This window comes from Bacterioplanes sp. CLAM21, from assembly GCF_059641015.1.
The window spans coordinates 3,819,270-3,845,388 of sequence record NZ_CM184929.1 but is presented as its reverse complement, the minus strand read 5'-3'; the positions used below and the strand labels follow the sequence as shown (position 1 = coordinate 3,845,388).

General features: G+C 50.5%; 25 protein-coding genes. 17 read left to right on the top strand and 8 right to left on the bottom strand.

Going from position 1 to position 26,119, the window contains the following annotated elements:
* The first annotated feature begins 337 nt into the window (after positions 1-337).
* The 3 genes from AC55FS_RS17605 to AC55FS_RS17595 are packed head-to-tail and all read left to right on the top strand — an operon-like array spanning position 338 to position 5,498.
* Complete coding sequence (locus tag AC55FS_RS17605; RefSeq protein ID WP_496933600.1) at positions 338-988, top strand: TetR/AcrR family transcriptional regulator; 651 nt, start codon at positions 338-340, stop codon at positions 986-988.
* A complete protein-coding gene (locus tag AC55FS_RS17600; protein ID WP_496933599.1) occupies positions 985-2,412 on the top strand; it encodes an efflux RND transporter periplasmic adaptor subunit in 1,428 nt (475 codons plus the stop codon). Before AC55FS_RS17605 ends, AC55FS_RS17600 begins: the two co-directional genes overlap by 4 nt.
* A complete protein-coding gene (locus AC55FS_RS17595) occupies positions 2,409-5,498 on the top strand; it encodes an efflux RND transporter permease subunit (RefSeq protein ID WP_496933598.1) in 3,090 nt (1,029 codons plus the stop codon). Before AC55FS_RS17600 ends, AC55FS_RS17595 begins: the two co-directional genes overlap by 4 nt.
* Here AC55FS_RS17595 and AC55FS_RS17590 read toward each other — a convergent pair.
* Positions 5,489-7,837: a winged helix-turn-helix domain-containing protein gene (locus tag AC55FS_RS17590; RefSeq protein ID WP_496933597.1), complete on the bottom strand. Its 2,349-nt coding sequence runs from the start codon at positions 7,835-7,837 to the stop codon at positions 5,489-5,491. The two genes, AC55FS_RS17595 and AC55FS_RS17590, sit on opposite strands and share 10 nt — an antisense overlap.
* 214 nt (positions 7,838-8,051) lie before the next feature.
* Between AC55FS_RS17590 and AC55FS_RS17585 the strand changes: the two genes are divergently transcribed.
* The 12 genes from AC55FS_RS17585 (at position 8,052) to AC55FS_RS17530 (ending at position 17,364) form a co-directional block, all read left to right on the top strand.
* Complete coding sequence (locus AC55FS_RS17585; protein ID WP_496933596.1) at positions 8,052-8,744, top strand: cytochrome c biogenesis protein CcdA; 693 nt, start codon at positions 8,052-8,054, stop codon at positions 8,742-8,744.
* A 24-nt stretch (positions 8,745-8,768) separates the two neighbouring features.
* Positions 8,769-9,305 carry a TlpA family protein disulfide reductase gene (locus tag AC55FS_RS17580; protein ID WP_496933595.1) on the top strand — a complete coding sequence of 179 codons (537 nt, stop codon included), beginning with the start codon at positions 8,769-8,771 and terminating at the stop codon, positions 9,303-9,305.
* 10 nt (positions 9,306-9,315) lie between these two features.
* The gene (locus AC55FS_RS17575; protein WP_496933594.1) at positions 9,316-10,254 is read left to right on the top strand and encodes a redoxin domain-containing protein; all 939 of its coding nucleotides are present in this window, start codon (positions 9,316-9,318) and stop codon (positions 10,252-10,254) included.
* Between the two features lie 200 nt (positions 10,255-10,454).
* Complete coding sequence (locus AC55FS_RS17570; protein WP_496933593.1) at positions 10,455-12,038, top strand: peptide chain release factor 3; 1,584 nt, start codon at positions 10,455-10,457, stop codon at positions 12,036-12,038.
* Positions 12,039-12,128: 90 nt separating this feature from the next.
* Positions 12,129-12,440, top strand: coding sequence for a hypothetical protein (locus tag AC55FS_RS17565; RefSeq protein ID WP_496933592.1), 312 nt, complete (start codon positions 12,129-12,131; stop codon positions 12,438-12,440).
* Positions 12,441-12,558: 118 nt separating this feature from the next.
* Complete coding sequence (rplM, locus tag AC55FS_RS17560) at positions 12,559-12,990, top strand: 50S ribosomal protein L13 (protein WP_496933591.1); 432 nt, start codon at positions 12,559-12,561, stop codon at positions 12,988-12,990.
* A gap of 4 nt (positions 12,991-12,994) precedes the next feature.
* Entirely contained in the window at positions 12,995-13,387 is a 393-nt protein-coding gene (rpsI, locus tag AC55FS_RS17555) for a 30S ribosomal protein S9 (protein WP_496933590.1), read from the top strand.
* 243 nt (positions 13,388-13,630) lie between these two features.
* A complete protein-coding gene (petA, locus tag AC55FS_RS17550; protein ID WP_496933589.1) occupies positions 13,631-14,227 on the top strand; it encodes a ubiquinol-cytochrome c reductase iron-sulfur subunit in 597 nt (198 codons plus the stop codon).
* Positions 14,227-15,459, top strand: coding sequence for a cytochrome b (locus tag AC55FS_RS17545; protein WP_496933588.1), 1,233 nt, complete (start codon positions 14,227-14,229; stop codon positions 15,457-15,459). The genes petA and AC55FS_RS17545 overlap by 1 nt, the downstream gene beginning before the upstream one ends.
* 2 nt (positions 15,460-15,461) lie before the next feature.
* Complete coding sequence (locus AC55FS_RS17540) at positions 15,462-16,217, top strand: cytochrome c1 (protein ID WP_496933587.1); 756 nt, start codon at positions 15,462-15,464, stop codon at positions 16,215-16,217.
* A 105-nt stretch (positions 16,218-16,322) separates the two neighbouring features.
* Positions 16,323-16,949, top strand: a complete 627-nt coding sequence (gene sspA, locus AC55FS_RS17535; RefSeq protein WP_496933586.1) for a stringent starvation protein SspA — start codon at positions 16,323-16,325, stop codon at positions 16,947-16,949.
* A gap of 13 nt (positions 16,950-16,962) precedes the next feature.
* Complete coding sequence (locus tag AC55FS_RS17530; RefSeq protein WP_496933585.1) at positions 16,963-17,364, top strand: ClpXP protease specificity-enhancing factor; 402 nt, start codon at positions 16,963-16,965, stop codon at positions 17,362-17,364.
* Positions 17,365-17,417: 53 nt separating this feature from the next.
* On the opposite strand, the gene AC55FS_RS17525 is transcribed toward AC55FS_RS17530, so the two are convergent.
* The 5 genes from AC55FS_RS17525 to AC55FS_RS17505 form a co-directional block, all read right to left on the bottom strand.
* Positions 17,418-18,794 carry a class II fumarate hydratase gene (locus AC55FS_RS17525; RefSeq protein ID WP_496933584.1) on the bottom strand — a complete coding sequence of 459 codons (1,377 nt, stop codon included), beginning with the start codon at positions 18,792-18,794 and terminating at the stop codon, positions 17,418-17,420.
* A 21-nt stretch (positions 18,795-18,815) separates the two neighbouring features.
* Entirely contained in the window at positions 18,816-19,268 is a 453-nt protein-coding gene (locus AC55FS_RS17520; protein WP_496933583.1) for a CreA family protein, read from the bottom strand.
* A 56-nt stretch (positions 19,269-19,324) separates the two neighbouring features.
* The gene (locus AC55FS_RS17515) at positions 19,325-20,632 is read right to left on the bottom strand and encodes a serine hydrolase domain-containing protein (protein WP_496933582.1); all 1,308 of its coding nucleotides are present in this window, start codon (positions 20,630-20,632) and stop codon (positions 19,325-19,327) included.
* Positions 20,633-20,788: 156 nt separating this feature from the next.
* Positions 20,789-21,952, bottom strand: a complete 1,164-nt coding sequence (locus AC55FS_RS17510) for an AAA family ATPase (protein WP_496933581.1) — start codon at positions 21,950-21,952, stop codon at positions 20,789-20,791.
* Between the two features lie 154 nt (positions 21,953-22,106).
* On the bottom strand, positions 22,107-22,997 hold the full coding sequence (locus AC55FS_RS17505; protein WP_496933580.1) for an NmrA family NAD(P)-binding protein: 891 nt from the start codon (positions 22,995-22,997) through the stop codon (positions 22,107-22,109).
* Positions 22,998-23,083: 86 nt separating this feature from the next.
* Here AC55FS_RS17505 and AC55FS_RS17500 point away from each other — a divergent pair, with 86 nt between their 5' ends.
* On the top strand, positions 23,084-23,995 hold the full coding sequence (locus AC55FS_RS17500) for a LysR family transcriptional regulator (RefSeq protein ID WP_496933579.1): 912 nt from the start codon (positions 23,084-23,086) through the stop codon (positions 23,993-23,995).
* Between the two features lie 189 nt (positions 23,996-24,184).
* Positions 24,185-25,114, top strand: a complete 930-nt coding sequence (locus AC55FS_RS17495; protein WP_496933578.1) for a hypothetical protein — start codon at positions 24,185-24,187, stop codon at positions 25,112-25,114.
* Between the two features lie 61 nt (positions 25,115-25,175).
* On the opposite strand, the gene AC55FS_RS17490 is transcribed toward AC55FS_RS17495, so the two are convergent.
* Both AC55FS_RS17490 and AC55FS_RS17485 read right to left on the bottom strand, forming a co-directional pair.
* Positions 25,176-25,571: a hypothetical protein gene (locus tag AC55FS_RS17490; protein ID WP_496933577.1), complete on the bottom strand. Its 396-nt coding sequence runs from the start codon at positions 25,569-25,571 to the stop codon at positions 25,176-25,178.
* A gap of 47 nt (positions 25,572-25,618) precedes the next feature.
* Complete coding sequence (locus AC55FS_RS17485; RefSeq protein WP_496933576.1) at positions 25,619-26,050, bottom strand: N-acetyltransferase; 432 nt, start codon at positions 26,048-26,050, stop codon at positions 25,619-25,621.
* Between the last annotated feature and the right edge of the window lie 69 nt (positions 26,051-26,119).

Sequence of the window (26,119 nt, the reverse complement as noted above, 5' to 3'; positions counted from 1 at the left end):
ATTTTCGACAACTGCCCGTTCCCAGTTGCTTTCTGAGCCGTTTGTCATCGTCTTGCACTGTGTCTTTTGTTAGTGCTTGTGATTTTGTTTTTGTCGTTGGCGACTCGCGGGAGTGCTTTCTGTCTCCACGCTCCTGTCTAGCCTTTACTGTCTCTAGCCTGTGTCCTCTTTAGTTCCTTCTCTTGACCGTCACTGGGTGGTGTCTTCTTTACTTTCTAGGTGACTAACAGCAGGCCTTTGAGATGGTGTAGAGCCTGTCTTTCTTTTATTAACCCTTGGCAGTGTTAGAGTGGTCGTGCTAATTTATTAATCAGTTGATTAATGAAATGGTGTCCGTATGAGCCGTGGCCGACCACAAGACCCGTTGAAGCAGCAGCAAACCATGTCTGCCTTGCTGGACGCTGCACGCGAGTTGCTGCAGCAGCAGTCTTATAAAAGCATCACCATTCGCCAACTGGCGCAGCAGGCGGGTACGCAAACAGCCATGATCAGTTATTACTTTGGCTCCAAGCAGGGGCTATTTGAGCAGCTGATGGTGCAAACGACAGAGCAGCGCCAGCGCAAGTTGATGGCACTGGCGCAAGAGCTGCAAACACGGCCCGAGCGTCCCATCGAGCTGATGGTGAATCGTATTCTCGATATTGTGCTGAGCGAGCCTTGGTTATTTCGCTATTTCCAAAGCGAGATGTTTAGCGATCAACCCAATACCGAACTCAGTGAATTACCGCAAAAAATCCGTGCTGGCATCGTGGCGCTATTTCGTTTGCTGCAACAACAAGGCGTATTACGTGCCGAGTTTGATTGTGAAAAAGTGGCTGCGACTTTTATGAGCCTATTGGCCTTTCCGCTGCTATCGCAGCCGATGTTTCAAACTGTGTTTGGTTTAGGCCTGGATGAGCTCAACAGCGACGCCTGGCGCGCGCATTTATGTCAGTTATTGCAACATGGTCTCGTTGAAGACACACAATCTAGGGAGGGCGCACAATGACAGCCGTTAAAAAATGGCCTGGCTTGGCAGCCTTAGCGCTGGCGTTCGTGATTATGGTGATATTGCTGGTCAATAAAACTGGGCCACAGCAGCGCGAGCTAGATAACCAGGCCACGGCTGTGTATAGCATCAATACCGAGTCACAGCAGATACGGCCATTTGTTGAAGGGTTTGGCCAGGTCAGTGCCAGTCAACACTATCAGGCCGTGGCTGAGGTAGCGGGGCGCATTGTGGCGTTAGCGCCGGGTTTGGAGCAGGGAATGATGTACCCGGCCGGCACTGAAATTGTGACTTTAGATGATCAGGACTACCAGCTGGCTTTGGCCCAGGCAAACGCTCAGGCGCAAGTAGCTAAGCAGCAATTACAGCAGTTTGCACAGCAATCTCAGCAGTTAAAAACCTCGCTGCGCTTGACCAACGAGCGTTTGCAATATGCCCAATCGGAAGTAGAACGCCTGCAGCGTTTGTTTAAGCAAGGCAGTGTGTCAGCCTCGCAGCTGGATGGCGAACGCCAGCGCTGGTTGCAACTGCAACAAGAGCAGGTGTCGCTGCGCACCCAGGTGGAGCAATTGCCCAGCCAACAACGCTCATTAGCCAGCCAAAAGGAGTCGGCCGAGGCCCAAGTCGCCCAGCAGCAACGCAATATTGAACGTACCCATATTCGTCTGCCGTTTGCTGCGCGATTGGGGGCGGTGGATTTTGATATCGGCCAGTTTGTTGGCTCAGGCCAGGTACTCTTTACTGCTACCGGTTTGGATACGGTGGATGTTATCGCTCACGTTAGCCTGGCGCGTTTAAAGCCGTTTTTTGCTGCCTTGGCCAAGCCTAATGAAGAACTGGTATTAGGCCCTGAGGTAATGCAGCAATTACTGCAACGGTTTCAGTTATCGGCCGAGGTTGAGCTGCCCGGTTTTGATGGCCGTTGGACGGCTCAAGTCGTATCGATTCATGAAGCACTGGACCCTGCCAGTCATTCCATTGCCTTTACTTTGCGAGTGCCACAGCAACAAACGCGGGTTAAGCCCGGCGTTCGACCGCCGCTAATGGCCAAAGCACAAGTCAATGTGCGAATTTATGGCCATGCCTTGCCAGGCTTGCTGGTGCCGCGCATTGCTGATCACCAAGGTCAGCTGTATGTGATGGAGCAGCAGCGGCTTCAATTTTTATCGACCCCAGCGCATTTGCTGATGGGCCCTTGGCTATTTATTTATCGGCCCGCTATGGCCAAATTGCAGGTGATTACGTCGCCACTAATTCCTGCGCTGCCTGGCCAGTTATTAACGGCGAGCCCTGACCCGGAGTGGCAGTCGCTGTTACAACAAAGTCTGCAAAACCAGACACAACAAAACCAGCTACAGCAACACCAACCACAAGCGTTACCGCAAACAGAACAACCGCAGCCGTCACAGGAGCAGCGGTTATGATGCGCTTTATTATTGAACATCCAACGGCGGCTAATTTATTGATGTTGTTGGCACTGGTATTGGGGTTAAATCAGCTGGGATCGTTAAAACGGGAAACCTTTCCCCATATCGAATCCTATGAAATGCAGGCCAGTGTGACATACCCTGGTGCTGCAGTAGAAACCATCACCAACGCTGTCTGTCGGCCGTTGGAAGACAGTGCCACGGATGTGCTGAACTTGCAGGAAATGCGCTGCGATGCGCGCTCAGGCAGGGCATTATTGACCTTGACCATGGCGCCTGACGGTGATTTCACCGCGTTTCAGGCCGATGTTCGCAGTGCCATTGATGGCATTGATGATTTACCTGAGCAAGCTGAGGAGCCGGTGGTCAGTGAGCTTGGGCAAACTCAGCCGGTAGTTAGTCTGGCGCTCACATCCTCACAGTTGCAACGCTGGCAATTAAAGGATTTGGCTGAGCATTTAAAATTGCAATTACTGCAGCAGTCGGATGCGGCTCGCGTTGATATAGACGGCTTTGGTCAACGTCAATGGCGCATATCGTTACTGCCTGAACAGTTGCGTCGTTATCAATTAAGTTTGCAACAAGTCAGTCAACTGATTGCACAAAACAACATTCGCATTCCCGCGGGCCAGCTGCAGGGCCAACAGCGGGTATTTGATGTACAGGTGGATCACGAAAGCCGCACCTTGGCGCAACTACAGCAACTGATTTTATTGTCTCCGCCTGACGGTGATCAGATTCGGCTGATGGATATTGCCCGAGTAGAAGAAGTGTTTGAGCCGCTGGAATCTCGTATTCTATTTGATGGCAAGCCAGCGGCGTTATTGCACATTAAAAAGAATACCGGCCAAGACAGTCTGGATATTTTAGCTCAGGTTAACACCTTTATGGCGCAACAGCAGCAGCGCCTACCCGACTCAATAGAGCTGCATTTAACTCAGGATCAAACCAGCATTATTGTCGACCGTCTGAATATGCTGATGAATAATGCCTGGCAGGGACTACTGCTGGTATTTGTTACTTTGCTGTTGTTTTTTAATTTACGTTATACCTTTTGGGTGGTGATGGGGCTGCCGGTGTCGTTTCTCGGAGGCCTGTTTGTATTAGGCTGGTTTGATATCAGCATTAATATGATGAGTATGGTGGCGTTATTATTGGCGCTAGGAATATTAATGGATGACGCCATTGTTATTTCTGAAAGCATTGCCGAACAGCTAAAAGGCGCTAACTCAGATCATCAAAGTATTTCTCAAGCGGTGATTGCCGGCGTGCAACGAGTCGGACGCGGGGTGCTATCGTCCTTTGCCACTACGGTATTGATTTTTGGCTCTATGATTGGCTTGCAAGGCGATCTTGGGCAGGTGCTGCGTGTCGTGCCCCTGGTGTTATTAATCGTGGTGTGTGTCAGCTTGCTGGAAGCGTTTTTTATTCTCCCCAGTCATTTATTTCACAGCGTTACTGGTGAGGCAAAGCCTGATCGCACGGCACGACTGCGCGCTTGGGTACAAGAGCACTTTGAGCGGTGGCAAAAAAAGCTCGGCAATGGTGTGCATTGGGCGATTCGCTGGCGCTATGCGGTATTGGGATCAACGCTGGCGTTATTTATGTTATCGGTGTCATTGTTAGCTTCAGGGGTGCTTAAATTCTCGGCGCTGCCAGAGCTGGACGGTGATGTCCTTCAGGCACGCCTATTATTGCCAGCGGGAGCCACCTTGGCGCAAACCCAGCAGCAGGTGGATCAACTGCAGCAGGCGCTCAATAAAGCCAGCAATGAGTTAGAGCCGGGATTGATCGAACATCAAACCGTCACCTTTGGTTTTAATGCCGATGCCTATGAATCGGGTCCACATATGGCGACTGTGAGTCTGGATTTACTCAGTGCTGAGCAACGCCAAACCAGCATTGATGAGCTGATCAGTGCTTGGCAGGCACAATTGCCGGCGTTGCCTTGGCTGTCATCACTCATTTTTACCGAGCCTGCATTAGGCCCTGCAGGGCGATCCATTGAACTGGGTTTTTCAGGTTTGCCGGTGGCGCAACTGGATCAGGTGGCGGAGCAAACACGGCAATGGTTAGGCGGTTTTCATGGCGTCTATAATTTATTCGACGATTCCCGCCCGGGTGTCGCTCAGCTTAATGTCACGTTAAAAGCAGAAGCGCAACGTCAGGGCTTAGATCAACGCTGGCTGGCCAATGAGCTGTATGCGGCGTTTTATGGCATCAAAGTGAATGAGCAATACACCGAGCTGGATGACATTGAGGTGCGTATAGCGTTAGACCGAACTTCGGTGAAAAACCAGGATCAACTGGCGCTGTATCCCGTGCGTTTACCGACGGGCGACACCGTTGCTTTAGAAGCCATTGCCGATATCGAATGGAAACAAGGCGTGCAGCGGCTGCAACGGGTCGATCGTCAAACCACAGTCACCGTGTACGGCTCGGTCAATGGCTTACAGGCCAACAGCAAAGAAGTCATACAGGCCTTTCAGGCTCAGCTGTGGCCACAATTACAGCAGCAATATCCGGCGCTGCGCTTACAGCTGGAAGGCGAGCTGGCCAACAGTGCAGAGACTCAGCAGTCACTTAAACAAGGTTTTTTATTGGGCTTGCTGGGGGTGTTTATCTTGCTGAGCTTGCAATTTCGCAGTTATTCCGAACCCTTGATTGTTATGCTGGCGATTCCGCTGGCGCTGATTGGGGTGGTGTTTGGCCATTTAGTGATGGGCTATAACTTGGCCATGCCGAGCATGATTGGCTTTGTCTCCTTGGCGGGTATTGTGGTGAACAATGCCATTTTGATCGTCGAATTTGTTAAACAGCATGCCGCCCAAGGGCATGCCCTGGCAGATGCCGCACAGCTGGCCAGTGAGCAACGCTTGCGCGCCATGTTATTAACCACCTCAACCACAGTCGCTGGCATGCTGCCGCTGTTATTGGAAACCAGTCTGCAGGCACAGGTATTGATTCCCTTGGTGATCAGTGTGGCCTTTGGTTTACTGGCCTCGTCGATCATGGTGCTGTTTGTGATTCCGTGCTTGTACGCCTGTTTGCAGGATATTCAAAGCTGGCAGCGTCAGAATTGACTAACCAACTCCGGCAATTGCCAGTCGGATTCACAGTACACCAAGTGCGGCAGCAACTCGGCGGCCAGCAGCATTGACTGACTGCCGCCACTGGCATGGGCATTACGATAATCACGTAAGCGCTGCTCATCTTGTGGCAACCATAAGTCCGGGTGTTGCTGCTGAAAACGACTTAGCACCTCGGCGGCTTGCTGGGAGTGGCCCAGTTGATGCCAAGCGCGGGCCAGATAACGTGCTTGCAGGCGGGTGATCGGCTGTCGGTCACCGGTGTGATCAATCACAGCTTGTGGCTGATTGAGCTGCAGTTGCACGTACATCCAGCTGAAATCGGCATAGGCGGCGGTAATCGGCATGCCTAACTGCTGGTTGTTCTGATAGGCCTGCAGTAAGGTCGTGGCGGCTTTTTCATGCTGGCCCAAATCGGCATAGGCCCAGCCTAGAAACAACTGCGCCGCAGCGTGCCAATAGGGGCTGTGATCTTCACTCAAATAGCGATTTAACGCCGTAATAGCCTGCTGTAAACGCTCCGGCCGTTGTGCATGGCCGCCTCGCTGCTGCTGATTTAGACCCTGGTCCAGCACCGCAAAGGCGAGATAAAACTGGCTGACTTGTTGCCAGTGATGGCTACCTAATTGCGCCGCCAGTTGGCTGGCGTCGGCAAAATACTGCTCGGCAATATCGCCCTGATGCAGCTGCATATGGAAATAACCAGCATACAGTTGGGCCTGCATTAACTCGTAGGGATATTGCAGTTGCTGGTAGCCTTTCAGGGTGTGTTGCAAATGCTGCAGGCGTTGCTCGATGGGTAAGGAAAAATTACGCGCCAGGGCAAAATGGCTGGCGATGATGTCGGGCGTTTGCTGCAACTGCTGATACAGGTTGAGCGCTTGCTGCAACTGTTGGGCGTTTTGTTGCAAGTCATTGAGTGGGCTGCGCTCTAAGCCGACTTCAGCTGGGTTTCCCAGATAAAATAAGCTGTCTGCCTGTAATGAAGCATCGGCGTTATCCGGCAGCTGTTGTTGCATTTTTTCAATCGCGCGTCGATGGGCTTGCCAATCATTTTGCTGCCAGGCGAGACGAGACTCTAATTGATAGCTAGCGATGATCCTGTCTTGATCTTGGCTTTGCTGTGCCAGTGCCAGTGTTTTCTGCAGCAACGGCATAATCTCTTCAGCGTCGATGCCTTGGCGCCAACGCAGCTCGGCCAACCAGTAATGTACATAAGCGCCGAACATGGCTGAGTCCGACTGCTTCGCTAATTGTTGCAATAAGGCTTCGGCTTGCGGCCAGTCGCCCGTTAGTACCTGAGAGTGCGCCGTCAGTGCCTGAATCCACAGGTTATCTGGCTCTATCATCTGGCTGGCGGCAAAGTAGCGCTGAGCACTGCTGGCCCCGTGATGTTGCAGGGCACTGATTCCTTCGGCCATGGCGGTGGCAGCAACGGGGTCTTGGGCTTTGGGCAGGCGGTTGGAACTGGGCAGGCCTGGCTCTAACAGACGTTGCAGCTGTTGTGCAACGGCCTCGCTGGAGGCGGCCAAGGAGGGATAGCTGATGCTGCCTTGTTGCTGGCGGCCATCGGCAAACACCAGCTGAAAATCCAATACTTGCTGACCTTGATGCTGGCGCACGCTGCCTTGCAGTGCCGCCCCTAGTCCATATTCAGCCAGCAAAGCTTGCAAGCTGACCGGTAGAGCTGGAATGCGAATATCCGCCTGTGCCAGCCATTGGCGTGCTTGATGGGGAGCGACCAAGCGGTGCTGACTGCGCTGCTGCAAGGCTACAAACACCATATCGGCCAGTCCCAGTTGCACCCAATCCTGGCTGCTATCACCGGTCTGATTGGCAAACGGCAAAATGAGCACGCCGTTTTCTGCTCCCGAAGTATCGGGCTTGGGCCACCAAAGGATCACAACCATGGCCACCAGCACGAGCGCGGCTGTGATCAGCCAATGGGGCTTTATGGCCAGCCGTGCTGGTGGTGTTATGGGATGTTCTGCTTGGGCCTGTGCAGGCACATCGTTGGCCGCTGCTTCAGACACTGGACAGATCCACTGATAACCGCGCTGTGGAAAAGTCTTAATAAAAGTCGGTTCTTGAGCCTGATCTCCGAGAGCTTTACGCAATTCACGAATGCTTTGGGTGAGGGCATTTTCGCGGTATTCGCCATGCTGCCATAGCGCATTTAATAGTTCTTCTTTGCTGACAATACGATCGCGATGTTGCAACAGGTAAGCCAACAAGCAGGCGACCTTGTGGCGTAAGACAGTGGTCGTTGCAGTGGTTTGAAGTTCACCGCTGGCTTCATCAAATTGCCACTGGGCAAAGTGGTAACACGACATATTGGCTCATCAAATATGGCTCAAAAGAGGCTTAATCATACGTGACTCAGCAGCAAAGGCACAGTCTGCTTTGCTTTGCTTGATGTTATCTAAGCTATTGAAATATAACGATAAATATAAATTTCACGGCGATTTTGAGTGGATTTTATCGGCCTTTGATAGGAGAAAAGCAGTTCCGTCGCAACACTGATGACGTTTTCACAGGAGTTGCGCGATGGAAGCCTTTATTCAAACCGCTTTGCAATCTGGCCACTACTCACTGGTGGTGGTGGCAGTGGTGTTTGCCACCGGTGTTCTCACCAGTCTGACGCCGTGTGTTTACCCTCTGGTACCGGTGACGGCTGCCGTCATTGGTCATCAGGCCGATAAGCCTCGAGTGGCCGTCCGTTTAACGCTGGTGTATATCGCCTGCCTGGCGCTGGTGTACGCCGTGTTAGGAGTGTTGGCGGCCAGTACCGGGCAGCTATTTGGCAGCATTGCTAGTCACCCCGTCACCTTGGTGATGATGGCACTGTTTTGCTGGCTGATGGCAGCCTGGATGCTGGGCTGGCTTAGGGTTCCTATGCCGCAGCTAGCCACGGCTCAGCCTAAGAACCCGGTGCTTAATGTTGCCGTTGCTGGCCTGATGTCTGGTTTGGTGATGGCTCCTTGTACCTCGCCAGTATTGGGCATGTTGCTGTTGTACGTCGCCAGCCAGGGCGATCAGCTGTGGGCAGCGCTGTTGATGTTCGTTTTTGCCATGGGTATGAGCATGCTGTTGCTGGCGGTTGGCAGCTTTTCTGGCCTGGTCAAACGCTTACCCCGCTCGGGCGCCTGGATGACGGTGATCACACGCATATTTGCCGTGTTGATGCTGCTGGCAGGTGCCTTTTTTCTACTTCGTTCGATCTTTCCTCATCTTTTTTAATATCGCATGCACAGGAGAATCCTTATGCGTAAGACTTCAATCATGTCGTCCGTTAACAGCTGGGTGTTAGCCCTGACCTTCAGTTCTGGAGTGGTCATGGCGGCGCCGCAAACTGGTGATGCAGCGCCAGAATTCACCGCAACTACTATTGATGGTGAAGTGTTTGATTTGGCCGATTATCGTGGCAAAAAACCGGTGTACCTAAAGTTCTGGGCCACCTGGTGTAATTACTGCAAAGCGGAAATGCCGCACCTGAAGCATATTCGCGAACAGTACGATGATTTGGTGGTAATGACGGTCAATATCGGCCTAAACGACTCTGTTGCCAATATCAATGAGCTCTATCAGAAGCAGGGCTATCGTTTGCCGACGGTATTTGATCGCGATGGCAGCTTAACTCGCCTGTACGGCATTGTCGGTACCCCGCATTCGGTGGTGATTGATCGTCACGGCGATATCGTTTTGCGTACTTTCCAGGCCGGTGATGAGCTGGATAAAACGTTAAAAACCTTGAATCAACCATTGCTTAGCAGAACTGATCGTCTGCGTGCCCAGCGCTAATGAGGAGTGAATGATGAAAAGCATACAAAATCGATTAGCGTTGTTGGCACTGCTGTTATGTGCCAACTGGGTTCAGGCCGCAGATGCTGTAGCGGCTGCCGATAATCTGATCATGACCACCACCGATGGCAAGCAGATTCAGCTGAGCCAGCAGCCGCGTCGCCACCTGGTGTTTATGGATATGTTTGCCAGTTATCTGGGGCAGGGCGCTGAGCTTCAGGTGCAACAATTACCAGACAGTTTTGGCCAGCAGTATCCGCTGCTGTGGGTGCAGCCACATCTCAATGTGACGCGTGCGCAGCTGGCGGAGTTTCAGCAACTATTCCCGGCTATCCAGCCCATGGTCTTGGATGATGAACTGCAGTGGATGCAACACTTTAAGGTTTGGTCATCGCCATATCATGTATTGATGCGCGATGGTGAGGTGGAGTTTGCCGGTGATTACAGTGCCTTACGCCAGTATCTGAAATTGCCGCCCGTGCCGGATCCGGTATTGGTGAATGCCACGCCTATGCCGGGTTCGGTTGACGGTTTTGATTACCATTATCTTGAGCCGGGTGATATTGCGCCCCGAGGCGATGTCACTACCATGGATGGTCAGCGCATCAACCTGGCTGACTGGTATCAGCACAACCAGGGTGGGCGTATCGTCTTTCTCGACTCCTTGTGTCCGATGCCGCACTTTCCTGGCTGTGAGCAGCAGCTACAGCAGCTAAGCCAGCAACTCAAGCAGTCCGATCAAGGTTGGCTGGGAGTGGTCAGTGGTTTTTATGTCAGCCCAGACGTCGTTCAAGGGTTTCTGCAGCGGTTTGATTTGTCGTTGCCTGTCGTGTTTGACCACGGCAATCAACTGTTTGGCCAGTTTGGTGTGTTAGCAACACCTTATGTGGTGGAAGTGGATCAGCAGGGGCGCCTAGCGCAACGTCAGTCGCTGGCGGCGGATCTGTAATCATCATCGGCGGCAGCGGAACTTTCGCTGTCGCACTTACTTCTTTATTGGCATTCAAGCCAGCGTCTATCCGGGCGCATGCATTGTGCCCAGGCTGTGTATCAGCGAGAATGGCGGCAAATTTGAAGAATCACTTGCCAATGCACCGATAACGCCACGCGTTTGTGTGCCACTGGCCATGTCAGTTATAGAAGTTATTTATGTCTCAGTTACAACAAGAAATCGCCAAACGCCGTACGTTTGGCATTATCTCTCACCCGGATGCGGGTAAAACCACCATTACCGAAAAGCTGCTGTTATTGGGTAATGCCATTCAGTTGGCAGGCACTGTCAAAGGTAAAAAAACCGGCCGCATGGCCACTTCTGACTGGATGCAAATGGAGCAGGATCGGGGTATTTCGATTACCACCTCGGTGATGCAGTTCCCCTATAAAGAGCGCATGGTAAACCTGCTGGATACCCCAGGGCACGAAGACTTCTCAGAAGATACCTACCGTACCCTGACCGCTGTGGATTCCGTATTGATGGTGATCGACGGTGCTAAAGGTGTGGAAGACCGTACCATCAAACTGATGGACGTGTGCCGTTTGCGTGATACGCCGATTTTCACCTTTATCAACAAAATGGACCGCGAAGTGCGCGACCATATTGAAGTGTTGGATGAAATCGAAACGGTATTGAATATTCAGTGTGCACCTATTACCTGGCCGATTGGCATGGGCAAAGCCTTCCAAGGGGTCTATAACCTGTATAAAGATGTTGTGCATATCTTTACCCCAGGGCAAAACAGCGTAGTGCCGGACGACATTCAGATTCAAGGCTTAGACAGTGCGGAAGCACGCCAGCGCTTGGGCGATGAGGTCGTTGATGAGCTGTTGGAAGAAATTGAATTGGTGCGCGGCGCTAGTCATGAGTTTGAGTTAGATGCGTATTTACGCGGCGAAATGACACCGGTTTTCTTTGGTACCGCATTGGCGAACTTCGGCATTCGTGAAATGTTGGATTATTTTGTCGACTGGGCGCCAGCACCGATTGCACGTCAGACCAACGAGCGTGAAGTGGCGCCAACAGAAGATAAATTCAGTGGCTTTATTTTTAAAATTCAAGCCAATATGGACCCTAAGCACCGCGACCGTATTGCCTTTATGCGCGTCTGCTCGGGGGCTTATACCCGCGGCATGAAAATGCGCCATACCCGTATGGGTAAAGACGTGAAAATTGCCGATGCGGTGACCTTTTTGGCCGGTGATCGCTCCAATGTCGAAGAGGCAATATCGGGTGATATTATTGGTTTGCACAACCATGGCACCATTCAAATTGGCGATACTTTTACCCAAGGTGAAGAGCTGCAATTTACCGGTATTCCGCATTTTGCGCCGGAATTGTTTAAGCGTGTGCGATTGAAAGATCCGCTGAAAATGAAGCAGCTGCAAAAAGGTTTGCAGCAGCTGTCAGAAGAGGGCGCGACTCAGCTGTTTATGCCGCTCAATAATAACGATCTGATATTGGGTGCGGTGGGTGTGCTGCAGTTTGATGTGGTGCAGCAACGTCTGCGTGATGAATATAAGGTCGAGTGCATATACGAGCCAGTGAACGTCAATACCGCCCGTTGGGTCGAGTGCGACGATGAGCGCATGCTCGATGACTTTAAGCGCAAAGGGGCTGAAAATCTGGCAATGGACGGCGGTGGCTATCTCACTTACATTGCCCCCAGCCGGGTTAACCTGAGCTTGACGCAAGAGCGTTGGCCAGACATTCGTTTCCGCGATACCCGCGAGCATTGATCGAGGGCGCAGCCATCTGACCTGACTTGCCTGTCAGGTATAATCTACTAGTCTGTTATGTCGTGCAAATGGGATAACGGATTGGGGATTATGCTTGCCTTCTTTCTTGTCGGTGTCTTGGCAGCAGCAGGGGTTTGCCTTGCGGTATACTTCTGGCTGCAAAAAAAAGTTGTGCGAGAAACGCTAAGCCTGGATGATGGCAAGGGCTATTATCTGATCGCTTGCATCGTGATTGGCTTTGTTGCTGCGGCAGGCGCTTTTGTCGCTGGCCAAGTGCTGGGTTACGATGCTTCAGACAATACCTCTACCATGATGGCGTTGGCGATTTTGCTCAATGTTATGGCCAGTTTACTGGCATTAATATTCGGATTGGTGCGCTTTCACGAGCCTGAGCAGTTCTAAATTCGCGCTCTGCAGCGACTTGAACAAACAAACAACAAATCGGCTTGCGCCAATTTGGCTCTTCCTATAGAATGCCGCCCTCTTTTCGAATCAACCTGCCCTTAAAGGCGAGAAATTGATGAAAACTTACAGCGCAAAACCTGAAACCGTAAAACGTGACTGGTTTGTTGTTGATGCAGCTGAGCAGACGCTGGGTCGCCTGGCCACTGAGGTTGCTCGCCGTTTGAGAGGCAAGCACAAGCCAGAATACACTCCACACGTAGATACCGGCGATTACATCGTTGTGATCAACGCCGACAAAGTTAAAGTAACCGGTAACAAGGGCAGTGATAAAATGTATCACCGTCACACTGGTTACCCTGGTGGCCTGAAGTCTATCTCTTTTGACAAGCTGATCGACTACAAGCCAGAACAGGTTATCGAACTGGCCGTTAAAGGCATGCTGCCTAAGAACCCTCTGGGTCGCGCCATGTTCAAGAAAATGAAAGTCTACGCTGGCGGTGAGCACCCTCATACTGCTCAACAGCCTCAGGAACTGAAACTGGGATAATACGATGGCAGCTTCTCAATACTACGGTACTGGCCGTCGCAAGACTTCTACTGCACGTGTTTTCTTGCGTCCGGGTACCGGCAGCATCATAGTCAACAAACGTCCTCTGGACGAATACTTCGGTCGTGAAACCGCTCGTATGGTGGTTCGTCAGCCTCTGACTCTGACTGAAAGTCTGGAAAAATTCGACGTTATTGTTAACGTTCAAGGTGGTGGTGGTAATGGTCAGGCGGGTGCAATCCGTCATGGCATCACTCGTGCCCTGATGCAATACGATGAAACTCTGCGTCCAACACTGCGTGCTGCGGGTTATGTAACTCGTGACGCTCGTGAAGTTGAGCGTAAGAAAGTGGGTCTGCGTAAAGCACGTAAGAAGCCACAATTCTCCAAGCGTTAATATATCTGGCAGTTTTTTGCTGCCATTTATTTCGCTTAAAAAGGCGTCCCTTGGCATAGATCAAGAGACGCCTTTTTTATGCCTATATCCCCAGTCTCCATGGGCTTTTCGCCTTGTCTCACCGTGCCATTTTAATTAGTATGTGCGCCGCTCTGTATGCTACGATGGACCTGTACAAAAACTGTACAACATCGCCAGGTCGCGCGGCTACATAAGAATTCTTGTTGATGGGAGAAGATGGTAATGAGTCAAGACGGCGTGAATCATGGTCGCCGCACCCTATTGGTGGGTGCGACCGCTGCTGTCGGTGCTGTCGGTGCTGGCTTCGTCGCTGTGCCCTTTGTCAAATCTTGGAATCCAAGTGAAAAGGCAAAAGCGGCGGGAGCCCCGGCAAAAGTCGATATCAGTAAACTGGAACCGGGTGCCATGCTAACCGCAGAGTGGCGCGGTAAGCCGGTCTTTGTCGCCCGTCGTTCGGAAGACGCATTGCAAACCTTGCCGACCCTGAATGATCGATTAAAAGATCCGGAAAATAGCAACAAAGCACAACAGCCTGAATATGCAGACAACGTGAATCGCTCACGTCGCCCAGAAGTGGTAGTTCTGCTGGGTGTGTGCACGCACTTGGGTTGTGCGCCTAAATATCATGCCGAAGTCAAGCCTGAACCCTTTGATCCTGAGTGGAAAGGCGGTTGGTTCTGTCCTTGTCACGGTTCGCGCTTTGACTTGTCTGGTCGTGTATACAATGGCTCTCCGGCTTCTGACAACCTGGCAGTGCCGCCGCATTCGTATGAGAGCGATGAGGTCGTGGTGATTGGTATCGATGAGGAGAACGCCTAATGAGCAAGCAGCAGAATACGCTGATGGGCTGGATTGACGATCGCCTGCCGGTTACCCAGACCTACGAAAAGCATATGTCTAAGTACTATGCGCCGAAAAACTTCAACTTCTGGTATTTCTTTGGCGTCTTGTCGATGCTGATGCTGGTTAACCAGATTTTATCGGGCGTATGGCTCACCATGAACTTTGTGCCTAGCGCTGAAGGTGCCTTTGCATCTGTTGAGTACATCATGCGTGATGTTGAATGGGGCTGGCTGATTCGTTACCTGCACTCCACTGGCGCCACCTTCTTCTTTGTTGCGGTATACCTGCATATGATGCGGGCGCTGTTGTATGGATCCTATCAAAAGCCACGTGAGCTGATCTGGATCTTTGGTATGTTTATTTACCTGGCGCTGATGGCTGAAGCCTTTATGGGTTACGTACTGCCATGGGGTCAAATGTCGTACTGGGGTGCCCAGGTAATTATTTCTCTGTTTGGTGTGATTCCTTTTGGCATCGGTGATGCGCTGACCGAATGGATTCGTGGTGACTTCCTGATTTCTGGTGCCACGCTAAACCGTTTCTTTGCCCTGCACGTAGTCGCTGTACCTCTGGTTATTATCATGCTGGTCGTACTGCACTTGTTGGCGCTGCATGAAGTGGGCTCTAACAACCCAGATGGTGTTGATATCAAGAAACTGGTAGACGAAGAAGGCAAGCCGTTGGACGGCGTACCTTTCCATCCGTATTACACCGTGCACGACATGGTCGGTATTGTGGTGTTCCTGTTTGTTTTCTGCGTGGTGCTGTTCTTCTTCCCAGAAGGCGGCGGTTTCATGCTGGAATACGCCAACTTTGAGCCCGCTAACGGCCTGAAAACACCTGAGCATATTGCCCCGGTTTGGTACTTTGGCGCTTTCTACTCCATCTTGCGTGCCTTCCCGGATAAAGCGGCTGGTGTAATCGCCATGGGTGGCGCTATCGCCATTCTGTTTGTATTGCCATGGTTGGATCGTAGCCCGGTTCGCAGCTGGCGCTATAAAGGCTGGATTAGCAAAATCTCCATTGTTGTGTTTGCCATTGCCTTCGTCATTTTGACTTGGCTGGGTACACAGCCAGCAACGGGTCCGAATACTTTGATGGCGCGTATTGGTACCGTTATCTACTTCGCGTTCTTCATTCTCATGCCGTTCTACACCCGCATGGAGAAGACTAAGCCAGTACCTGAGCGCGTAACCGGAGGCCACTAAGAATGAAGAAGTTATTTGCTTTGCTAGCAGCTGCATTTCCGGCCCTAGCCTTTGCTGCGGGTGGTCATGTTCATTTGGATGAACATCGTACTGACTTGCATGACACAGCGTCGTTGCAGCGCGGTGCAAAAACCTACATGAACTACTGCATGGGTTGTCACTCGCTGGAGCACTCACGTTACAACCGTGTTGCGCGTGATCTGGATATTCCAGAAGAGCTGATGATGGAAAATCTGGTGTTTGCCGATAAGAAAATCGGTGAGCTGATGACTAACGCTATGCGTAAAGACGACGCCAAAGACTGGTTTGGCGCAACGCCTCCAGACCTGACGTTGGTGGCTCGTGTTCGTCGTCCAGATTGGTTGTATACCTATCTGCGCAGCTTCTACGAAGATCCTAAGCGTCCTTGGGGCGTGAATAATGCGGTCTTTAAAGACGTGGGCATGCCACACGTATTGGCGGACTTGCAAGGTCGTCAAGTGATGGGTACTGCGCAAGTAGCGGTTGGTATTGACACTTTAACGGGCCAAGAAATCACCGAAGAACGTGATGGCGTTCTGTATTTGGCGGAAGAAGGCCAGTTGTCTGCAAAAGAGTATGACAAACTGGTGTTCGACCTGGTGAACTTCCTGACCTATGTAGCAGAGCCTATCGCCACTGAGCGTCAAAGCTTAGGCTGGTGGGTTCTGGGCTTCTTGCTGATTTTCTTTGTTCCTGTATATATGTTGAACAAAGAATACTGGCGGGATGTAAAATAACGCTGCTGCCCTGGGTGATGGCTTCACCCAGTGACAGATGTGATCTCAATGCCCGGTACGCACTGCGTCCGGGCTGTCTTCGTTTTTGAAACAAGTGAGGAAACTATGGGGGTTGTAGCTAAACGCTCTTCCATGACGTTTTATTCTGATCCTGCGGATCATTTCAGTCATCGTGTGCGCATCGTATTGGCTGAAAAGGGAGTCGCGGTTGAAATCCACGACACCGATCCAGACAACACACCTGAGGATCTGTCGAGCCTCAACCCGTATAACTCGCTGCCAACTTTGGTAGATCGCGATCTGGTGTTGTATGACCCGAACGTGATGATGGAGTACCTGGATGAGCGTTTTCCACATCCACCATTGCTGCCAGTGTATCCGGTAGCTCGTGCTCAAAGCCGTTTGTGGATCAAGCGCATTGAGCAGGACTGGTGTGGTCTGATCAACACCATCTTGACGGGTAAAGGCAAAGACGTAGACGCTGCACGCAAAGAGCTGACTGACAGCTTGGTAACGGTAGCGCCTATTTTTGCTGAGCTGCCATTCTTTATGAGCGAAGAATTCTCCATCGTTGATTGCTGTGTTGCGCCTATCTTGTGGCGTTTGCCGGCCTTAGGTATTGAATTACCTGAAGCCCAGTGCAAAGGCATGCTGCAATACATGGAGCGTTTGTTTGAGCGCGAAGCTTTCCAGGCCAGTTTGTCGGAAGCAGAACGCGAGATGCGCGACTGATATGCAGCATAAGATGAGCCCCAGTCGCCCCTATCTAGTTAACGCTCTCAACGAGTGGATTCTGGATAACAACTGCACCCCCTACGTACTGGTTGATGCCAGTTTGCCAGGAGTGCAGGTGCCGCAGGACTACATCAATAATGGTCAAATTGTTCTTAACATCAGCCCGACGGCGGTGCAGGGACTGACTATTAATGGTGATGGATTGTCCTTCAGTGCCCGCTTTGGCGGAGTGCCGATGACCATCTACGTGCCTGTGGTGGCTATTTTGGCGATTTATGCGCGTGAAAATGGTCAGGGCATGGTGTTTGGCTCAGAGGCGGGCGCGCCTGATCCGGAAGATCCAACGCCACCACCTCAGCAGCCCGATCCGGAGCCTAGTGGCAGCCGGCCGTCGCTGAAAGTGGTTAAATAAAAAAACGCCCGCAATCGCGGGCGTTTTTTTAGGCGCTTGCAAGTGAGTTCAGCCTATAAGCCGCCATGGGTTAGTTTTTCTGGATTTAACAGCTCTTCAAGCTGCTGGCGGGGTAAGTCAGTATGCTCAACGGCAACGTCGATAACAGGACGCTGTTGCTGGTAAGCCTGTTTAGCAATAGCAGCCGCCTTTTCATAGCCAATAATTGGGTTTAATGCCGTTACCAGAATCGGGTTGCGATCCAGTGTCTGCTGTAACTGATCGGTATTGACGCTAAAGCTGGCAATGGCTTTATCTGCCATGAGTCGACTGATGTTGCTGAGTAATTGGATGCTACTCAGCAAGTTGTCGGCGATGACGGGCAGCATGACATTGAGTTCAAAATTGCCCGACTGGCCTGCTATCGTAATGGTGGTATCGTTGCCCATCACCTGAGCGGCAACCATGGTGCAAGCCTCGGGAATAACCGGATTGACCTTGCCTGGCATTATCGATGAACCGGGTTGCAGTGCTTCCAGCTCGATTTCCCCTAAACCTGCTAGCGGGCCAGAGTTCATCCAGCGCAAATCATTGGCTATTTTCATTAAGCTCACGGCTGTGCTTTTCAGCAAACCGGATAAACGTACCGCGGTATCCTGGCTGGATATGTGACTAAAGCAATTATTGGCTGGATAAAATGCCGCACCGGTTTGCGCATTGAGTGCCTGACAAAACTGATGAGCAAAATCAGGATGAGCGTTCACTCCTGTGCCAACCGCAGTGCCGCCCTGCGCTAGTTGCTGCAATTGTGGCTCTAGCGCTTTTAGCGCCTCAATGTTGCCTTTAATTTGATCCGACCAGGCCGACAGCGATTGATCCATGCGAATTGGCATAGCATCCATTAAATGGGTGCGGCCGGTTTTTACGTATTGATTCAGCTGTGTGGCTTTATTGTCTATGCATTGCTCTAGATGCAGCAATGCAGGCAACAGTTGCTGCTGCAGCTCAACAGTGGCACTGATATGGATTGTCGATGGAATGATATCATTGCTGCTCTGACCATAATTCACATGATCGTTTGCATTGACCGTATGGTTGCAGATTTTACTGGCCAGAGTAGCCAATACTTCATTGGCATTCATGTTGCTGCTGGTGCCAGAGCCGGTCTGAAAAACATCGACAGGAAAGTGCTGCATTAGATCGTCTTGTGACAATAACTGGTCGCAGGCCTGAATAATGGCATCAGAGATCTTTATTGGGACTAGCTGCAATGCCCCGTTGGCCTGAGCAGCGGCTTTTTTAGCTTGTATTAGAGCTGTGATAAAGGATTCGGGCAGAGGGCGGCCGCTGATTGGAAAGTTATTAACGGCACGCTGGGTTTGGGCGCCATACAAAGCATCTTCGGGCACTTGTAGTTCACCCATGCTGTCGTGTTCCAGTCTAACTGTCATATCGGGGCCTCCCTTATTTGATTATTGGGTAATTGGGCGAAATCCGTAGGCTTTGGTGCCCCATAATGGCACAGTAGAAAGAGCGTGCTTATGACTGCCATTTACTTCCTTAGTGGAGTACGACAGATACATTAAGGTTTCAGATTGGGGGTCGTATATACGACGAACCTTCAGTGCTTTAAATAAAATGCTTTTCGATCGTTTAAACACCACTTCGCCAGACTTAGATAAATCGATCGACATCAGCATCTCTGTGGTGATTTCTCCGGTTTGACGACAAGCAATGCTCATATCGCTAGGATCAGCAAAATCCAGGTCTGCCTCAATGCTGGCAATATGACAGGTAATACCGGTAACAACCGGATCTTGCAGTACTGAAATTTTGACATCCTTGGTGGTAAACCAACCCAAGGAAACATCACCCACTTCTTTGTCGTTGCTGCAGCCAGAAATGAGGCTAGTCAAGAGCGTCATTGATACTATCCAGGATGTGCGCATTTTTTCTCCGGTTCTTCTAAGTGGTAGATATGTTAGTTTATTGCTTTATTTTTCATTAAGTATTCGGCCACGGCCTGATAAGCGGGCAATGAGGTAGGGTCATTGACGGAATTTTTAGCTTTGGGGTGAGAGGCAAAGCGTACAATAACCATATTTGCGGTTGGATCGATATACAGAGTTTGCCCATGAACACCGCGCGCAGCATAGGCGTCATGATCATTGTGAAGCACCCACCACATGCTTCGATAGCTGCCGTTTGGAATACTGTTATAGCCTGCTTCGGCAAAGACTGCTTTGTCGCCGCCTTGGCGGATGTTATCAATCACAGATTTATGTATCAGTCGCTTCTTATTCCACACGCCATCATTTAACAAAAGCAACCCCAGCCGAGCCATATCACGCAGGCCCGCAGAGAGTCCGCCGCCAGCAAATGGGGTTCCAATGGCATCTACCGTCATATAGGCGTCTTGTTCCGCACCCAGGTGGCGCCATAAACGTTGTGACAGTAAGCTGGCGATATCTTGCCCGCTGACCTTTGCAAGAATCCATCCAAGAACGTCAGTATTGACGGTTTTATAGCCGAACGCTTTGCCATGTTGCCCCGCTGGTTGGACGGTTTTTAGATATTCGAAATAGCCATTGGGACCTTGGTAATCTTTGCCTTTGGGCAGTGGGCTGGCTGCTTTAGAGTATTTCCAGATGTCGGCATTGGGATCGGCGTAGTTTTCACTGTAAGCCAGAGAGGTCGTCATATCCATCACTTGGCGAACACTAGCCTGGGCAAATGCGCTGTCTTTAAGCTCAGGAACAAGGCTTTCAACCTTAGCATTAGGGTCTAGTTGTTTGTCAGCGATAAGAATCTCTGCCAGTAGTCCAATTAACGACTTTGTCATCGACATCGCTGCATGTTTGCCATCTTGTTGCAGGCAGCCAGAGTACTTTTCGTAAACTATGTGGTTGTTGTGAAGGATTATGAAGCCGTCGGTGTAATTGGTGCTTAATGACGCATCCCAGCGCATTGTTTCTGTGCTGCCTATGGGTGTAAACGTGATGGCATCAATGGCGGGATCTAAAGCGTAAGAGAGTGCCGATGGCGCTGCCAATCCGCGACTGACTTGCTTGGTTGGCATTAGTTCTCGAATATGACAAACGCTCCAACGCATTTTAGGAAAACTAAAAAAATCGCTTTCTGGCTGCTGTATGCGCTTTTCTGCAGTTGGCGGAAAGCCCTGCATCCAACCCAGGTGGGTAGGGTCCGATTGCTTTGCAGATAATGATGCAGCGGCATGAGCAAAAATAGGTAAGATCAGCAAGCCGTTAAGCAGAAGGCATTTAATCATCGATAAGTACATTGAAAACGCTCCATGTTTTGCTCCAGCGATGGATGGGTACATCTACTGACAGATGTTGGGCTCAATTATTGTCTCGGCCTACTACTGTAGCCTTTGCTAAGGTTTGCTGGCAATGCATGACGCGAGTACTGCTGATAGCCTTAGTTAAATAGCTGGCCAGTGCCAACTAGGAGCATCGAGCAGGCCTTGATCCTTGATACAGGTCTGTCCCAGCTCTTTGCTTAAATGAATGGCGTTGCAATGGGCATTGTCATTTAACTCGTTAATCATTAGGCGGGCATGGGACACCACCCACACTTGAGTACGCTGCGCGGCTCGCTTTATTAGGCGACCTAATGCTGGCAATAAATCTGGATGCAAACTGGTTTCGGGCTCATTTAATACCATTAAGGTCGGTGGGCGTGGTGTTAATAACGCGGCCACCCACAGCAGATAACGTAATGTTCCATCTGATAGCTCTGCTGCACTGAGCGGCCGTAAAAGACCGTGTTGATGGAAGTGCAGTATAAAGCGGCCGTCTTGTTGCACTGCAATGCTGATATGTGCGCCTGGAAATGCATCGCTGATGGAATCTTGCAAGGCTTGGCGATCACCGATTTCAATAATGGTTTGCAGCGCTGCAGCTAAATCATGGCCATCCTGACTGAGTACTGGCGTACGAGTTCCCAGATTGGGTTGGCGTGCTGGTGCGTTATTATCGCTGCGAAAGTGATCGTAGAATCGCCAGCCGCGAATGCAGTCGCGAATATGATAAATTTCCGGCGCGCGCTGTAGATCAGCCACTTCGCTCAGCATGCTATCAAAGCTGTTTACATGCTGCGCTATCACCTGCCAGCGTCGGCCTTCTTTGACTTTGACCATTGGGCCTTTGCGTTCAACCAGCACACTGGCAGGGCGGTAACTCGGGCCAGCCCAAATGCACTCGCGCTTGATTTCTGGATCTAATGCAAAAGCGGATGTTGACGGTGTGGGTAAACCTAAATCAATGCAATATCCAAAGTCTTCACCTGAAAAGCCTAGGCGTAACCGATAGGCTTGCTGACGCGGTCCTCCCTGTACCTCAACGTCACCGTTTAGCATGCGTGAGGACAGCTTTTCTGGCCCGGCCCAAAAGGCAGATTCTAAACCGCCTTCGCGGGCTAAAGCATTGACGACGCCGCCATTGGCTGTTTCAGCTAGCAGACGCAAAGATTTGTACAGGTTGGATTTGCCACTGCCATTTAATCCGGTAACCAGGTTTAACGGCTCAAGTGGCATCACCAGGTTAATCAGTGAACGGTAATTGGCAATGGCAACGGTGGTCAGCATGATGTATTGGGCTCAGCGAATAAGACTGTGTTGGAGTGTGGCAAGTTGATACCTTACGTTGAGCGGAGGGCGGTGCCAAGCAGTGGAGAAAATGGATTGGAGAGCAGAGTGACGTAGGGCAGAACTGAGCGGATATAAATCCGCTCTGACGAGATTATTGCGGCTGCAATAGCTCGGCGATGGTTTCCTGTAAGGTCAGTTTACCCGAGCGGCGTTCAATTCTGGCGTCGTTTTTAAAGGCAATGTGACCGGAATTTAGGCCGTGCGTCATTTCAGTAAAGCCTTTGATTGCTGCTGTAGAAAAGCCTTGCCCTGCAATGGCGGCTGGCCAGTCTTTTTCTGGAATTTCAGCGACACTAATCTCTTTGTTAAGCAACTTGGATGCGTATTGAGCAACATCGTTAGGGGAATATGGCTGTGGGCCATCCAGGTCCAAAATGCGGATGCCTTGCCAGTCTTCACATAATGTCTCGGCGGCTATGCGCCCAATATCTGCCGTTGCGATCATGGGTAATGTTCGCTCAGCTGGGGTTAAAAAACTGGCCAAGCTTTGTTGATCTTGTGCCCGTTTGAGCATCGGCGACCAGTTCTCCATAAAGTAGGCGGCGCGCAAAAAAGTAACCGCAATATCTGTGTTAGCCAGCCTTGTTTCAAGCATGCGGTTCATCCTTATCCAACCCGTTGCGTGTTGTTGCTCTGCACCCACTGATGACAGCACCACCAGTTTCTCCAGCTGCGCGCTGTGCGCAGCGTGTGCGATGTTGTCTGCCATGGTTTGTGCTTGTTCAAACAACTGCTCAGAGTGATATTGCGGTGGGCTTACAATATAGGCGCCGTGGGCACCTTTAAATGCGAGCGCCAGTGCGTTTGGGTCGCAGTAGTCGGCAATAGCCACCTCAGCACCCAGAGCTTGCCAGTAGTCACTGTGTTGCTGGTTACGCAGCACAACACGTACCTGTAGGCCTTGTTGTAAAAGTGTTTGTGCGGCCACTTTTCCGGTGCGGCCGCTGGCGCCGGTGACGATATAGAGCTTGGTATTTTCCATCTGGTTTCTCCGCTATTTGAGGTTTTGATTCAACAGCCGAGATGCTATAGCCTCGATATCCATATTAAAAATGCATGAAGTTAGTAATGAGTATGCAAAAAGTGGATGTGTCTAAGGTGGATCTTAATCTATTGAAGCTGTTTGATGCCTTATTGAAAGAGGGCAGTGTCACCGCCGCTGGAGCGCGGATAGGACTCAGTCAGCCAGCGGCCAGTCGTGGTTTGGCGCGCTTGCGGCGGCTGTTTAATGATCGCATTCTGGTGCGTAGCGCCAATGGCTGGCAGCTGACACCACGGGCACTGTCACTCTCTGCTGCCGTTGCGCGGTTATTGGACGACGCCAGTGCCATTATGGCCCCCTCCGAGTTTTCACCAGCAACGGCAACAGGGCGTTTTACCCTGGCCTGTGGCGATCATTTGGCCAGCTTATTAGTTCCGGATTTGGTGGCACAGCTGGCACGGCAGGCTCCAGCGCTTGATCTCACTATTGCATCGCCTGCGGGCGATAATGTGGCGTTAATTGCGCAAGGCGGGGCGGATCTGGCGATAGGCGTATACGATAAGTTACCGGCACGTTTTTATTGCAAGCAATTGTACGAAGAAGACTTGGTTTGCATCGTGCGTCAGGGCCATGCCCTGTTAACTGAGCCGTTAACCTTGCAGCGTTTTGTTCATTGGCCCCATATCGCCATATCGATTACTGGCCTGGGAGGCAGCGCCGTTGATAATGCTTTAAAGCAGCACGGGCTCAAGCGCCGTGTGGCGGTCAAGGTGCCTTATTTTTTATTGGCGTCTTCATTGGTAGTTGAGAGCGACATGATATTAACCTTGCCACGGCGCCTTGCCCAAAAGCTGTCTGCTTCCTTACCGATAACCTTATGTGAATTGCCATTATCCGTGGCTTCCTTTGCGCCTTCCATTATTTGGCATGAGCGCCAGCACTATGATCCTGCCCATGTGTGGCTGCGGCAGCAAATAGTGGGTCTCGCCGCTGTGTGACTGGAAACGCCAATAATGCCTTAGCCAAAGTGTCTGGCTGGGCTGTCGTGATATCGGCTAATCAGCAAATGTCGATGGTCGAAATTATCAACTAGGTTGTCAGTATTTGTTTCGATGAGTATTTACACAATTATGACGTGGCATTACCATCTGGCGGGAAGTCAATAATTCTTAATCAGAGGATCTGATATGAAAATGCAATTGCTGATGACTCTGCCTTTTTTATCGGCAGCGGTATGGGCGAACACTAACCCACATCTGGAAATTTACAATAAGCCAGTTGGCTTAACGATTTATAAAGGTCAAAGGGTCAATATCCCGGTTAACTTTGCTTTGCCAGCGGACCGTCGTCACTTGGTGACTCTGGGTTTTGATAATAATCAACCGCGCTCGATGGATTGCAAAATCAATATCTATGATAGTGCCAATACCTTAAAACATCGCATCGACTGCCGAGCTGGCATTGGTTTGCACACCTTTGCAACACCAATTGACTATTGGCAGGATGGCTATCGTGCGCAGATTTCTTTGTACAACGGCGACTTTTCTCAATCGAGTCAACGTTTTGAAGGTAACTTCCGCTTTAACTATGGCGAGAGCACTCGAATCGACAACGACCATCTGCCAACCTGGTGGAAAAAGACCTACGACCTTGTTGGGCTGGATGCCAATACCGACTACGACGGTGATAACTTTAGCCTGATTCAAGAATACTATGGCAATAGCAAGCCCAATGATGCCGACAGCTATCCGGCTCATCCTCCTGTTATCGACTTTGATGAGACACATTCCGCGGGCGCTACATTGAGTGTTGGCTTTGGCCAGGCAGTTACTCAGTGGGTTGAAATCACCCCCACCTACAATAAAAAAGTGAAGTCTCTAGAGTTAATTGTTGAAAACGACAAAAATGGTCGAAACCAGTCTGTGGTGGCATTTATACACGATGAAAACAACGAACGGGTCTATCCAAGCTACCTAAAATGGCCTGGCAAGCTGTCAGTTGCCCTAGAGGAGCCGGTAGAAGTTGAAAAGTTGCGTATCCAGTTAACCGGGCGTCAGTATTCTTCCAATGTGAAGCCAACCTATAAGGTAAAGGTGAACGCCACCTTTACTGAATAATTTCCTTTAAAAGATGTAAGCGCCCTATGGCGCTTATATCTCTTACTCTGACTTGGGCGAATTATTGCAGCGTCAGCTGGATGGAATCTTGATTGATATTGCCAATTTGGATGGGGTGTCCAAGTTCTGAGTGCTTGACCAGCACCGACGTTGTGACTTCAGTACTGGATTGATCACTGGTATTTTTCATGGATACGTCAATACTTACGATATAACCTTGTTGATCTGCTTCTAGTTTGCCCTGGATGTGGGCTTGTTGGTGATGATCGTTGGCGGATCGAGAAAACTCCTGTTTATCGTTAATATCCGCTTTAATAGAGCTCTGCTCACCTGTTTCTCTGTCCTGGAAGCTCACTACCACCGCGGATGGCTGTTGCTCGGCAAGGCATAACTGAGAGACTGTGATAGCAGTGATAAAAGATAGTAGGGTGATGGTGTGCGAAATAAATGTTTTCATGTGACTCTTAGCTGGTTTATGGTTGAAATGAGATATGTGTTAGAGTTTTAGCGATCGCTAGCCAGCGTCATACTATATTCCGGATGGCCGGTATGAGGGTCTGCTTTCTCATTCACAATTGTAAATCCATTGGCTAAATAAAACGCTACACTGCGTTGGTTTTCTTTATACACAGTTAAGCTTAGTGTTTTTCTTTGAGATATCGCATGTGCCAATAGCTGTCGCCCTATGCCCTGACCTTGGTGTTCCGGTGCAACGAACAGCGCGGCTAAATTATCTTGGTGCAGTGAATAGAAGCCCAGTACCTGATTTGATTGTTCGAAAATATGAGTCTCTGCCGATGGCAGATAAATAGTTCTCATGTTATCTAACTGAGACCGCCAGTAGCCTTCCTCGATGAAATTATGGGCTTTAATGGAGGCATGGAGCCAGATGGCTAATAAGGCTTCAGTGTCGCTTTGCAGGTATTCCTTTATCATAAATACTCCTTTTTTCGGTAAGAATAAAGTTTTTGGTTGCAGAGGCCTGGCAGTGGCTAACTTTTTTTT